Origin of the sequence: Desulfosarcina sp. (assembly GCF_033791525.1) — a bacterium.
In the GTDB taxonomy this organism is placed as follows: domain Bacteria; phylum Desulfobacterota; class Desulfobacteria; order Desulfobacterales; family Desulfosarcinaceae; genus Desulfosarcina.
The window spans coordinates 1-11,786 of record NZ_JASJGN010000260.1 but is presented as its reverse complement, the minus strand read 5'-3'; the positions used below and the strand labels follow the sequence as shown (position 1 = coordinate 11,786).

At 55.3% G+C, this 11,786-nt stretch carries 11 protein-coding genes; 6 read left to right on the top strand and 5 right to left on the bottom strand.

Going from position 1 to position 11,786, the window contains the following annotated elements; genetic code table 11:
* Positions 1 to 629: 629 nt before the first annotated feature.
* Positions 630 to 1,541 carry a proline dehydrogenase family protein gene (locus QNK41_RS13185; RefSeq protein ID WP_319257658.1) on the bottom strand — a complete coding sequence of 304 codons (912 nt, stop codon included), beginning with the start codon at positions 1,539 to 1,541 and terminating at the stop codon, positions 630 to 632.
* A complete protein-coding gene (locus tag QNK41_RS13180) occupies positions 1,538 to 2,815 on the bottom strand; it encodes an HD domain-containing phosphohydrolase (protein WP_319257656.1) in 1,278 nt (425 codons plus the stop codon). Before QNK41_RS13180 ends, QNK41_RS13185 begins: the two co-directional genes overlap by 4 nt.
* 280 nt (positions 2,816 to 3,095) lie before the next feature.
* Here QNK41_RS13180 and QNK41_RS13175 point away from each other — a divergent pair, with 280 nt between their 5' ends.
* The 5 genes from QNK41_RS13175 to QNK41_RS13155 all read left to right on the top strand — a co-directional run bounded on the left by QNK41_RS13175 (position 3,096) and on the right by QNK41_RS13155 (position 7,999).
* Complete coding sequence (locus tag QNK41_RS13175) at positions 3,096 to 4,034, top strand: helix-turn-helix transcriptional regulator (protein WP_319257654.1); 939 nt, start codon at positions 3,096 to 3,098, stop codon at positions 4,032 to 4,034.
* A gap of 59 nt (positions 4,035 to 4,093) precedes the next feature.
* Positions 4,094 to 4,930 (top strand): substrate-binding domain-containing protein, encoded by an 837-nt coding sequence (locus QNK41_RS13170; protein WP_319257652.1) that lies wholly within the window; start codon positions 4,094 to 4,096, stop codon positions 4,928 to 4,930.
* 6 nt (positions 4,931 to 4,936) lie between these two features.
* Positions 4,937 to 5,623, top strand: a complete 687-nt coding sequence (locus QNK41_RS13165) for an ABC transporter permease (RefSeq protein WP_319257650.1) — start codon at positions 4,937 to 4,939, stop codon at positions 5,621 to 5,623.
* Positions 5,624 to 5,796: 173 nt separating this feature from the next.
* Positions 5,797 to 6,822, top strand: coding sequence for an ABC transporter ATP-binding protein (locus QNK41_RS13160; protein ID WP_319257648.1), 1,026 nt, complete (start codon positions 5,797 to 5,799; stop codon positions 6,820 to 6,822).
* 259 nt (positions 6,823 to 7,081) lie between these two features.
* Positions 7,082 to 7,999 (top strand): DMT family transporter, encoded by a 918-nt coding sequence (locus QNK41_RS13155; RefSeq protein WP_319257646.1) that lies wholly within the window; start codon positions 7,082 to 7,084, stop codon positions 7,997 to 7,999.
* A gap of 87 nt (positions 8,000 to 8,086) precedes the next feature.
* Here QNK41_RS13155 and QNK41_RS13150 read toward each other — a convergent pair whose 3' ends face one another.
* Both QNK41_RS13150 and QNK41_RS13145 read right to left on the bottom strand, forming a co-directional pair.
* On the bottom strand, positions 8,087 to 8,647 hold the full coding sequence (locus QNK41_RS13150) for an NADPH-dependent FMN reductase (RefSeq protein ID WP_319257644.1): 561 nt from the start codon (positions 8,645 to 8,647) through the stop codon (positions 8,087 to 8,089).
* A gap of 22 nt (positions 8,648 to 8,669) precedes the next feature.
* Entirely contained in the window at positions 8,670 to 8,897 is a 228-nt protein-coding gene (locus QNK41_RS13145) for a hypothetical protein (protein ID WP_319257642.1), read from the bottom strand.
* 165 nt (positions 8,898 to 9,062) lie between these two features.
* On the opposite strand from QNK41_RS13145, the gene QNK41_RS13140 reads away from it, so the two are divergent.
* A complete protein-coding gene (locus tag QNK41_RS13140) occupies positions 9,063 to 9,506 on the top strand; it encodes a MerR family transcriptional regulator (protein WP_319257639.1) in 444 nt (147 codons plus the stop codon).
* A 53-nt stretch (positions 9,507 to 9,559) separates the two neighbouring features.
* On the opposite strand, the gene bamA is transcribed toward QNK41_RS13140, so the two are convergent.
* Positions 9,560 to 11,786, bottom strand: a 2,227-nt coding sequence (bamA, locus tag QNK41_RS13135; RefSeq protein WP_319257637.1) for an outer membrane protein assembly factor BamA, incomplete at its 5' end; no start/stop codon positions are given.

The window sequence follows — 11,786 nt, the reverse complement described above, 5'->3', positions numbered from 1 at the left end:
CGACTAATCCGGTAGGGAAAAAAAGCCTTCAATCCACTCAGGAAAGAAGGCTCATAGTTCCCCGTTAGTGCCCCAAGTAAGGGGCAATGGTAAATATTACTTTTGATATCAGTTTGTTAGAAAGCAACATCAATACGCCCGGTACTGAAGTAGCACCAGGGTCAGATGTAGTCGGAAAAGATCTCCAGGGTGGCTTTTCCGGGTTCCTCTTTCATCTTTTTCCTCCGCGTTAAGAATTGATGAAATCGTAAAAAGTCGCATTTCCGACGGATTCGTAAAAAGCCCGAGATCAAGGCTTGCTAATCCTTAAGGAACGAGGCGTACTTACGGTACGCCGCAGTGACGAAGGATGAAGCGTAACGCAGATATCGGACTTCTTACGAATCCGTCAAGAATTGGGTATCATCTCTCAACACCCTTTCCGCTAAATCGGTCGACGGATATAAGCGCGGTAATCTTTGGACTCCTGTGATCCGCTTTGCGTTCATCGTGGGCCACCAGGGCGATTCGTCTGGTTGCCTTCATGTTATCTTTCGACCAAGCGGGCTGGCGGGATGGGTGTTCCCGTTTGGGTCGCCATCAGAAAGCGATCCTCGCCGTCGACGAACGCTCGATGGGTCATGGTCGGTTTAGCGGCGCAGTAAGAGGGATTTGATGATGCTGTTGACAATCTTCGGGTTCTCCTTGAGGCGCCGGGTGGAGTATCCAAACCAATGGCGGCCGTAAGGGACATACACCCGCATGGTGTGTCCGGCATCGACCAGAGCGCGTCGCAGCTCCGGGGTGACACCGTACAGCATTTGAAATTCGTACCTGTCTCGGCGTACGTCGTACCGGTCGATAAGTGCCAGGGCACCGTCCACCAGGGCCCGGTCGTGGGTGGCGATGCCGGGATAGACGCCGTTTCGAAACATGAATTCGAGATCTTCCAAAAAATGGGCATTGATCTCATCGTGATCTTGGAAGGCGATACGTCTCGGCTCGGCGTAGATGCCTTTGCATAGCCGAAAATTCAACGGAACCGTCGGCGTGTGAAGATCCATGAGGCCCTTCAGGTCGTCCAGGGTACGACGCAGGTAAGCCTGAACAACCAGCCCCACGCTTTCCGGGAATTCGGCCTTCAGCCGGCGAAACAGGTGCATCTCCAGATCCACACAATTTGAATCTTCCATATCTATACGGATGAAATTGCCGTAGCCTGCAGCCTTGGCGACGATTTCACGGATATGGCGGTAGCAGGCTTCGGAATCGATTAGCAGACCGAACATAGTCGGTTTCACCGAATAGTTGCCGTCAATGCCGCTGTGCTGGGAGGCCTCGATAAGGGCCAGGTATTCGTCGCGGTTCTTTTCGGCCTCATCCAGGTTCTGAATAAACTCACCCAGGATGTCGACGGTGGTTTTTATACTGTCGTCGTTCATCGCCCGACAGGCGCTCATGGCATCATCCACCGTTTCCCCGGCAATGTATGAACGGGAAAAGAGCCAGACAAAACGTTTGGGAAACAGGGGCAGGGTGCTGGCGATCAGTCGGCTAATCATTGCGGAACCAATTGCTCGGGTGTTGTTTGCGGTTCGGCATGCGATTCTAAATATCGCGCCTGAATGAGGCGGATCAGAGCTATCTGTTCCAGAAAAATTTCAACCAGTTCGGGGTCAAAATGGGTGCCGGATCCCTGGCTGATGATTTCGATGCTCCGCGATTCATCCCACGGCTCCTTGTAGCTACGTTTGGAAGAGAGCGCATCATAGACATCGGCAATGGCGACGATTCTGCCAAGAATGGGGATCTCCTCATGCTTTTTACCGGGCAGCGGTCGGCCCACACGGCCTTCGTGGCCGGGGATCGGCTTGCCTGAAATTGGATCCACGTGGCCGGGGTAGCCCGTACCGTCCCACTTTTCGTGGTGGTTCATCGCGATGATGGCAGCCGCTTCATCGTAATCCGACTGTGGGTTGGAAAAAAGCCGGGCCCCATGGATGGTGTGCTGCTTCATAATCTCAAATTCTTCGAAGCTTAGCTGCGCCGGTTTTTTTAAAATCAGATCGGATGTGGCCACTTTGCCCACGTCGTGGAGCATGGCTCCCATGCGAAGCACGTCGCGGGTCTTGTCGATCTCCTTCTTGTCGATACTGCGCCGCTTGGCCCAGTGCTCGTAAATTTCCAATGAAAAGCCGGCCACCCGGTTGACATGGGCGCCGGTTTCCTTGGGGTCGCGCATTTCCGCCATACGAATCATCCGCAGGATCATGGAACGGGTCATCTGGGCCCGCTCCAGCGCCACGGCAGCGATGCCGGCGAAGTGCAACATCACCTTTTCGTCGGTTTGGCTGAAAATCCGGATTTGTTTGTTCTGATCCTGGGCGTTGATGATCTGGAGAATGCCCAAAACATCCTTTTTGGAACTCATCAACGGGATGGTGAGCATGGAACGGGTGACGTATCCTGATGCCTCGTCGAATTTCTTGCTGAAGTGATAGCTCTTGGTGGGAGCTAACTTGTAGACATCCGGAATACTGAGCATTTTTCCTGTGGCGGCGGCATACCCGGCGATGCTCGTCTGGTCGATGGGCACGGAAAAAGTGGAGTAGATCAGCTTTTCTCCCGCGGGGAGTTGTTTTTGCAGGGTGTCGTTCTGGGAATAGGTAAAATCCAGGCGGTTGCCTTCGTGGATATAGATGGATCCGGCATCGGCGTTTACAAACTGGCGCGCCCGTGTGAGCACCCGCTCCAGAAGGATGTCGAGGTCGTGGATCCGGTTCAGCTCAATCCCCAGCGTCATCAGCGTGTCCAGTTTCTGCTTTTCGTTGAGCATCGTGTCAGCGCTCCCGGGAAATAGGTCCACCGCTAATCTATACGGCCGACACCGCACCCGTCAACTTAAAAAGGCGCACCGGGTGCATCGATGGGGTGGACTATGGGCAGACCCAAAAAACAGCGGCCGGTTGTTATTTCCGGTCGGTATTAGTTTGTTTAAGTCTTTGAATTTTCCGCATGGATGGAAAACATTGACATTTCGTCCCGTGATTCCTACTAAGTGCAGTCTAAAGGGAGAACCCGCCTGCCAGTGAAACGCCGTTGAGGAAGAGAACACCATGACACAGATGCTATCCACCAAGGAGGTTGCCAAATTCCTTGGGATCAATGAGAAAATGGTCTATACCCTGATTTCGGAAAAGGGGTTGCCCGCTTCCAAGGTCACCGGAAAATGGATTTTTCCCCGACACCTGGTGGAGCAGTGGATCGAGTCCAGCACGGTCAATTATCCCCAGAACCACAACGTTCTGCCTCCTTATGAAGGGCTGCTGGTCATCGCCGGGAGCAATGACATCCTTCTGGAAAAAACCCTTTCCATATTCAACAGCCGCCATTCCGGGCATCTGGCGGTATTCGGAAGCCTGGGCTCCGTGGGCGGCATCAGCGCCCTGCGCCGAAGCCTTTGCCATATGGCCACCAGCCACCTGCTGCAGGAGAACGGGCACGAGTATAATTTCGATTTCCTGCAGCGCCAGTTCGAGCGCATGCCCGTCGTGGTGAATTTTTGCAAACGGGATCAGGGAATCCTTCTCCAAAAAGGCAATCCCCGTAACATCACCGCCGTGAAGGATCTTGGAAAACCCGGTATTCGGATTGTCAATCGGTCTCTGTCCACAGGCACCCGGCTGCTTTTCGACCGGGAACTCAAACGGGCGGGCATGGCCGGCGAGCGACTTGCCGGGTACGACCGCGAGGTGAATCGGCACATGGATGTGGGGCTCGAGATTTTGGGCGGCCGCGCCGATGCCGGGCCGGGAATCAGGCCGGTGGCCTCTCTGCTGGGCCTGGCGTTTATGCCCTTGCGGCAGGAGCGCTACGACCTGCTGGTGACCCGGGAGCGTTTTTTCGACCAGGGGATCCAGTATTTTCTCAGCCTGCTCCACGAAAAGGCCTTCGTCCGGGCAGCCGAACAACTGGAAGGATACGATGTGTCCAAAAGCGGCCAAATGATTTTCCCTTATGAACCGGAAGCCACAGAAGTCGAACTGAAATCCTGACACGCTGTTCGGCATTCCAAGAAATTGAAGACTCCGAAATTAAAGAGTGAGGCAAAACCATGCAGAGAAAAAAACAGATGGCGGTAAAGGTGTGTTTAATCGTGATGCTGACCCTGGGGATGGCCGTTCCGGCCATGGCCGCCGACAAGGTACTGATGATGGCCACCACCACCAGTACCGATAACACCGGTCTGCTGGACTACCTGGCCCCCCATTTTACCAAAGCCACGGGAATCGAGCTGAAATGGACCTCGGTGGGGACCGGGAAGGCACTTAAAATGGGCGAAAACTGCGATGTGGATGTGCTGCTGGTCCATGCACCGCCGGCGGAGAAGGCCTATGTGGAAAAGGGTTTCGGCATCAACCGCCGGGAGATCATGTATAACGACTTCGTGATCATTGGCCCGGATAGCGACCCGGCCGGCATCAAAGGCAAGAAGGTTGTCGATGCGCTCGTTGCCGTGCGTGCCAGGAGGGCTGTATTTGCCAGCCGCGGAGACAATTCGGGCACCCATAAAAAGGAGCTTTCCCTCTGGAAAGCCGCCGGTGCGGCCGTTCCGGAAAAGGAAGCCTGGTATGTACAAACCGGTCAGGGGATGCTGGCTACCATTAACATTGCCGCCGAGCGCAGCGGCTACACCATGACCGATCGCGGCACCTATATCAAGTACGCCGACACCATGAACGGCAATCCGCTGCTGGAAGTACTGGTTGAGCAGGATGAAATTCTGCTCAACCAGTACAGTGTGCTGGCGATCAATCCGCAGCGCTGCAAGAATGCCAAATTCGATCTGGCCACCGCCTTTTCGGATTGGCTGGCCGGCGCCGAGGCCCAGGGACTGATCCGGGATTTCACATTGATAGGTAAACCGCTTTTCGTACCCAATGCAAAATAATATCAAATGGATTTTATCTTTGCCGGATTCATAGAGGCGATCCGCCTGCTTTTCGGTGGTGACGGCCAGACCTGGTCCGCAGTAGCCGCCACGCTGAAGGCCTCTTCCAGTTCCATGGCCGCCAGCCTGACATTAGGAATCCCATTAGGATTCGCACTGGGATATTTTAATTTTCCGGCCAAGCGTCAGGTTCGGCTGCTGGTGGATACGGCGCTGGCCCTTCCCACGGTGTTCATCGGTTTGGTGGTCTATGCCTTCATCTCCAACCGGGGCCCCCTGGGAGAGATGGGCCTGCTGTTCACCCTGACCGGCATCGCTATCGGGCAGACCATACTTGCTCTGCCTGTGGTCATTGCCCTGAGCGCCACGGCCGTGGAAAGCATGGACAGGCACCTGCGAACGCTTCTGATCTCCCTGGGTGCCAATCGGCGGCAGCTGCTGTTCAGTTGTCTGTGGGAGGTGCGTTATGGGGTGCTGGCCGCCGGTCTCACCGCCTACGGGCGGGTGATGACCGAGGTGGGCATCTCCATGATGGTGGGTGGCAACATCAAGTGGCACACCCGCACGATCACCACAGCGATTGCCCTGGAGACAGGCAAGGGGATGTTCTCCACCGGCATCGCCCTGGGGTTGGTGCTCATCGCCATTGCCTTTGGTGTGAATGTGTGCCTCTCTTTTTTAAGGAAAAAATGAGGACTTCGTAAACCGTCCAATATCGGCGTTGTGCGGCATCCCTCGTCATTGCGGCGTATCTTCAATACGCCTCTTTCCCCGGGATTTGCACGCCCTGATCTTGAACGGTTTACGAAGCCCTCCAATGAATGCGTTTAACTGCAGCGAAAAGAACTGAACAGGAGAGGTCCACGGTGTCCCAACCCATCTATCGGATTGAAAACCTCGTCCACCGTTACAACAGCCGCCCGGTATTGGCCGTCGATCGTCTGGACATCGAACCGGCATCGATTTTGGGACTGGTGGGGCCCAACGGCAGCGGCAAAAGCACCCTGCTCAAGCTCATGGCTTTCATCCTCCCGCCCACTCAGGGGCGAATCCTGTTTGACGGGAAAGCGGCGCTTCCGTTCGACGAATCGGTCCGGTTCCTGGTCACCCTGCTGACCCAGGATCCTTACCTGATGAAGCGTACGGTGTTTAAGAACATCGCATACGGTCTAAAGGTGCGCGGAAATCGTGAGAATTGGACCCGCCCGGTACGCGAGGCATTGACCATGGTTGGCCTGGATCCCGATGGATTCGCCCAGCGGCAGTGGGATGAACTGTCCGGCGGTGAGGCCCAGCGGGTGGCCCTGGCAGCCCGGCTGGTGCTGAAGCCCCGGGTGCTGCTTCTGGACGAACCCACCGCCAGCGTGGATGCCGCTTCCAGCGAACTGATCCGTGCCGCCTCCCTGCGTGCCCGCAGCGAATGGGGCACCACGTTGGTGATTGCCAGCCACGATCGCGAATGGCTCTACGACGTCTGTGACGAGGTGATTCACCTGTTCAAGGGGACACCCACCGGCACCGGCAGGAGCAACATGGTTTTCGGCCCCTGGATCCCCGAAGAAAGCGGCCTTTACACGAAATTTCTCGGCGACGGCCTCCGCTTCACGGTTTCAGCACCACCGAACGCCGATGCCACCGCTTTCATCGACCCCGCCGTCATCCGAATCCTCGATAGCCGTGAGGCTTCAGCCCCTGCAAATACCGCCTTTGTCGACGGGACGGTCACCCGCATCACTTCGGAAAAACGAAGCGGCAATCTGTTCGCCGATGTACGCGCCGGTTCGCTTAAGCTGGTCGTGCGTGTCGACGAATCCCACTTGGCGGCCATGACCCTTCACCGGGGGTGGCCTGTGACCCTCGCCTACCGACCGGACAGCATCCGTTGGCGTTAGGCGTTAAGACAATTAATTTGGACTGCGTTATCAGTCGTCGCAGCATTACCATACGGCTTCCTCCCTCTAGCCTTGCCAAATTAATTATCTTAAGGCCTATTTGAGGGCATGAATCCTTCGCATTGCTTTTTGATTGACTTCAGCCACCCCATTCCGGATAAGTATTTCGGTAACCGCTAACAGGTCAGTGTTTAAACGGTTACGGGTTCACTACGGTTAACTCAGAACGCTGAACCCAAAACCCAGAACCTGTGACACGATGATTAACCGCGAAAACCTGTTCACCTGGCCACCAGCCGTATTTTTCTGGGCACTGGTATGCGCCTTGCTGTGGGGCAGCGCCTTCCCCATGGTAAAGACCGGCTTTGTGATGCTGGATATTCAGCACAGTACCGGCGGCAAGCTATACTTTGCCGCCTACCGGTTTTTTCTGGCCGGGCTGATGATCTTTGCCGGTGTCATGGCCTCAGGAAAATCCATCATGTTATCCCACAAGCGGGACTACGGTGCCATGGTCCTGACGGGGATGCTGCAAACCACGCTGCAGTACACCTTCTTTTACATCGGCCTGTCCAACACCACAGGGGTGAAGGCCTCCATCATCATCGGCTCAGGTTCCTTTTTTCTGGCCCTGTTTTCGCACGTGTGGTTCAAGGACGACCCCATCACCCTGCGGAAAAGCTCCGGGTTGATTCTGGGTTTCGTGGGCATCGTCCTGGTCAATCTGCAGGGCGACGGCCTGAATTTCCATATGACCCTGACCGGCGAGGGTTTCATCCTGCTCACCGCTCTCTCTTCCACCCTGGCATTGGTCATCGTCAAGAAAACCGCCGTCCGCGTCTATCCGCCGCTCATGTGCGCCTACCAGCTGGTCACCGGAGCCGTGGCCCTTTTCCTGCTGGCCCTGTTATTCGAATCCCCGGCGGTACTGGCCTTTTCAATGTCCTCGCTTGTTTTGCTGCTCTATCTGAGTTTTCTTTCTGCCGCCGCTTTTTCCCTGTGGTACCTGTTGATCCAGGCCAACCGGCTTTCCAGCATGGCCGCCTACCGGTTTCTCATTCCGGTGTGCGCCGTCCTGCTCTCCGTTGCCCTTATCGAATCCGAACACCTTCATTGGCCGGCTTTGGCGGCCCTGGTACTGGTTTGTCTGGGCATGCTGTTGACCACCCGGGAATAACTTGATGGTATCGTAAACCGTCCGATCCGCCTGAGGCGGATAAATATCTGCGTTACGCTTCATCCATATTGTTTCGAAATTCGGATTTTACGCCTTCATCCGGCGAGTAAATTCAGTAAAGCCGGCCATGTATTTTTTTAGCTGGTTTTTCACCCCGTCGTCGGTGAGGTTGCCCTGATCGTCGAATTTGCCCGTGGCGCCGCTGACCCACAGCAGGCGCCCGGACCATACCTGGGTGCCCAGCACGCGCAGAACGGGCAGCCAGGCATACTGGGAAAAGGCGGTGCCGAAGGTCCCGGGCGTGGCGCCGATCAGGCCCACCGGCTTACCGGCAAACACCCCCATGCGTTCCTCGGGCGGCCGGGTGAACCAGTCGATGGCATTTTTAAAAACGCCGGGGATGCCGTTGTTGTATTCCGGGGTGACCAGCAAGAGACCGTCGGCGGCCTTGATCATTTGTTTTAAATCGGTCACGGCAGGCGGGATGCCATCTGAGGCCTCCACATCTCCATCATACAAGGGGATGCCTCGAATTGAATTGACGGAGAGCGAGCATCCGTCGGGTACCGATTCCGCGGCAGCCCGCAGCAGACTAGCATTGAATGAATGTTCCCTCAGGCTTCCTGAAATTCCAGCGATCGTGATCATGTTTTTTCCTTTCTGTACCATTTCAGATGGGTTTGCCAAACACTGGGGACAGGATAATCATTGTTTTGTCCACATTCACCTTCTTGGCCGGGTAGCCTGAGCTATCGGCGCGACCAAGGATGGCCGCCATGCTCTCTTCGACGCCGTTGCACTGGGCGACCCCCACACTGATCGTCATCGATATTTCGTTACCGTCATTGTGAAAGCATACCTGGCTGATTGGTTCACGAATCCGTTGGGCAGTTTTCATGTCGAAAAGGTCATTTTTCCTTGTACCCTCCCAAACGAATCAAGGTGGATACAGTAACGATTCGCCTGCAATAAAGCTCACCCGTGCGAAATAAAACAATCGACAAAGGCGATATAAAATGTTAGTAATCATAAAACTGTCAACTGATTCATTTGAGGCCAACAAATGATAAAAGTATTTTCCCCGAAGGACGTGCAAGCAATTACCGGAATCCCGGCCAGGAGAATAAAATTCTATTCCGACGCCAAGCTGTTGAGCCTGAGAGATCAAAATCCTGGACGGGGGCGGGGGCGGGAATATTCACGGCAAAATATTTTTGAGCTCTTCTTAATTAAGGCGCTTGATGCCACTGGTGTGATGTTGTCAAGGATCGAGGATATCTTTTCCAGTGCAGGTCCGAGTTGTTCCATTTTGTTGGACCTTGCCACTTATGAAAAGGACGATCCGCCGGGACTGTTTATTCAGATATCCGAAAATGGTGTTCAATTCGCTGGGTTAAGAGACAGCGGATCGCTGAAAGGCCCTGAAACCCTTACGCTCGATATGTCAGGTAGGTCGAGTGCGATCATCATTAATATGACCAATCTGGCCCGAAAGGTGCCGGAATAAAATTTGTTGACTTTTATAGTCAATAAACTGACTACTGACAAATAAAAGATAGATTAGAAACTATACCCAATAGACAGATGAAACCGACCGGCCGATTCGCCTTCCTCCCGGTCCAGTTTGTGCCCGTAGAGCAGGCCCATGGGGCCGATGGGGGTGATATAGCGCAGGCCGAGTCCCACGGATGCGCGGAACCGGTCCGAGCCTTCATCCACCTCGGCATCTTTGACACTGCCGATGTCGAAGAAGGTGGTCAATTCCCAATTCATGCCCATGTCGATGCGCGCCTCCAGGCTGCCGACCACGGCTGTCTTCCCGCCCACGGGGTTTCCTTGGCTGTCAAAGCGCAGCAGGTTTTCCTTAAAGCCCCGGACGTTTTGTATGCCGCCCAGGAAGAAAAGCTGGTCGTCGGGGACCAGCTCGCTATCCGAATACGATAGGACCTGCCCGATTCTGGCCAGGCCGGCAAGGGTCACTTTTCCCTTGGGGGTCCAGTAGTAGCGGGTATCGAACTTGTAGCGGACGAAGTCGTCCAGCTGGTTCTGAATCCCTTTGGAGATGTCCACACCGAATGATGAGAGAAGTCCCCGTGTTGGGCGCACGAAGGAGTTCCGGCTGTCGTAGCGGACATAGGGCGTGGTCACGAAAATGGTGCGGGTCTCTTCATCCAGCGGGTCAGCGGGACGCGCTTCAACGCTGAATTGAGTTCGTTTTTCCAGGCGGAAACTCAGCGCCGTGGTCACGTATTTTCCCCATTCGCGGCCGAATCCTATCGATCCGCCGGTGGTCCGGGTACCGAACGGCTGGTTGAATTCGGTCAGCTCCTCGTTGAAGGCGCCGATGCTGGCCGTGGTGCGGGTGCCCAGAAACCGTGGTTCGGTCAGTCGGGTTTCCAAGCGGTAACCGGTCTGGCTGATTTCAGCGCCGGCCCACAGATCCTTGTTCAGGCCGAACAGGTTGCGATCGCCGACTTTGGTGCGGCCGAAAAAGCCGCTGTCCGATTCGTAGCCGCCGCTAGCCTGGACATAGTAAGGCTTGTTCTCCTCGATCTCTACGAACAGGTTTACCGTCTCTTTCTTTTCCTTCAAACCGAATGTGCGGTAGCTCACCCCATGAAAGATGTCCAAATCTCTCAGGCGGCGCTGGCCATCGTGAAGCGCGCGCAATGACAGGGGCGTCTGGGACTGGACTTCCAGCTCTCGGTGGATAACCTTTTCAGCCGTCCGAAGATTGCCGGACACGAAGATATCTCCCAAGGTCACCAGCGGCCCCGCGTCGACCTCGTAAACGATGCCCGCCCGCGTGCGGTCCTCACTGTAGGTGACACTGGCGTGCACCTTGGCATGGGGGTAGCCTTTCTCGGAAACCAGGCTGGCAATGGCTTCCTTTTCCGCATCCAAAGCAGCGGTGCGAAACGGGTCGCCGATTTTGTGGACCAGCACTTTCCTGGCCTTTTCTTCCGGCAACACCGTCAACCCGGTGATGCCAATGGAACCGACCGTTGTCCGGGGGCCTTCCTTGATATTCAGCGAGATGTCGGCACCGGTTTTGTCTTCATTGAAAGTCACCTCGGAATCCACCGTGCGGTCCTGGAAACCCTGTTTCAGGTAAAGGGTGGTGACGGCATAGGTGTCCGTTTCCAGGGTCTCGGGGACAAAGGCGCCATCGTGGAAAACCGTCGGTGGACGGGTGAGAACCTGTTTCCTGATCTCCGTTTCAGAAAGATTTTGGTTGCCGGCAATGGTCACGTTGTCAACGACGGTTTGCGGGCCTTCCTGGATGACGAAGCGCAGCTGGCGAGTCTCCACCGGGGGGCCGGGCACTAAGGTCGTCTCTGTCTTTATTCGGGCCTCCAGAAATCCGGCCTCACGATACCGTTTCTTCATGTTTTGAACGCTTTTTCTCACACCGATATTGCTCCGGTTTCCGTCGCTGAAAATGGATAGGTCCTTTTTCAAGGTCCGGTCCCAGAAGCGCTGGTTGCCCTCGAATGCAACTGTGTAGCGTTGCCCTTCACGGACGTCGACAGTTACGTCAACCTGGTGTGAACGGCCGGGATCATCGATTCGGTAGGAAAGTTGGGCATCCGCAAATCCTTTCCTGCGGTAGTATTTTAACAGCGAATCCATGTCCTTTTTGAGCCGGTATTCGCTGAATCGACCGATTCCGGGCAACAGGGCCGCCCGCCAGACGGTCATGCGCCTTTTTAACGCATTGGAAGAGACACCCTGGTTGCTCTCGAAGACAAGCGTACCGAGCACGTAGTGGGGCCCCTTGTCGATA

Excerpts from the sequence above, each read along its gene's own strand:
- QNK41_RS13145 (WP_319257642.1), bottom strand. The coding sequence starts at position 8,897 with ATGAAAACTGCCCAACGGATTCGTGAACCAATCAGCCAGGTATGCTTT.
- QNK41_RS13170 (WP_319257652.1), top strand. The coding sequence starts at position 4,094 with ATGCAGAGAAAAAAACAGATGGCGGTAAAGGTGTGTTTAATCGTGATG.
- QNK41_RS13175 (WP_319257654.1), top strand. The coding sequence starts at position 3,096 with ATGACACAGATGCTATCCACCAAGGAGGTTGCCAAATTCCTTGGGATC.
- QNK41_RS13180 (WP_319257656.1), bottom strand. The coding sequence starts at position 2,815 with ATGCTCAACGAAAAGCAGAAACTGGACACGCTGATGACGCTGGGGATT.
- QNK41_RS13140 (WP_319257639.1), top strand. The coding sequence starts at position 9,063 with ATGATAAAAGTATTTTCCCCGAAGGACGTGCAAGCAATTACCGGAATC.
- QNK41_RS13155 (WP_319257646.1), top strand. The coding sequence starts at position 7,082 with ATGATTAACCGCGAAAACCTGTTCACCTGGCCACCAGCCGTATTTTTC.
- QNK41_RS13185 (WP_319257658.1), bottom strand. The coding sequence starts at position 1,541 with ATGATTAGCCGACTGATCGCCAGCACCCTGCCCCTGTTTCCCAAACGT.
- QNK41_RS13165 (WP_319257650.1), top strand. The coding sequence starts at position 4,937 with ATGGATTTTATCTTTGCCGGATTCATAGAGGCGATCCGCCTGCTTTTC.
- QNK41_RS13150 (WP_319257644.1), bottom strand. The coding sequence starts at position 8,647 with ATGATCACGATCGCTGGAATTTCAGGAAGCCTGAGGGAACATTCATTC.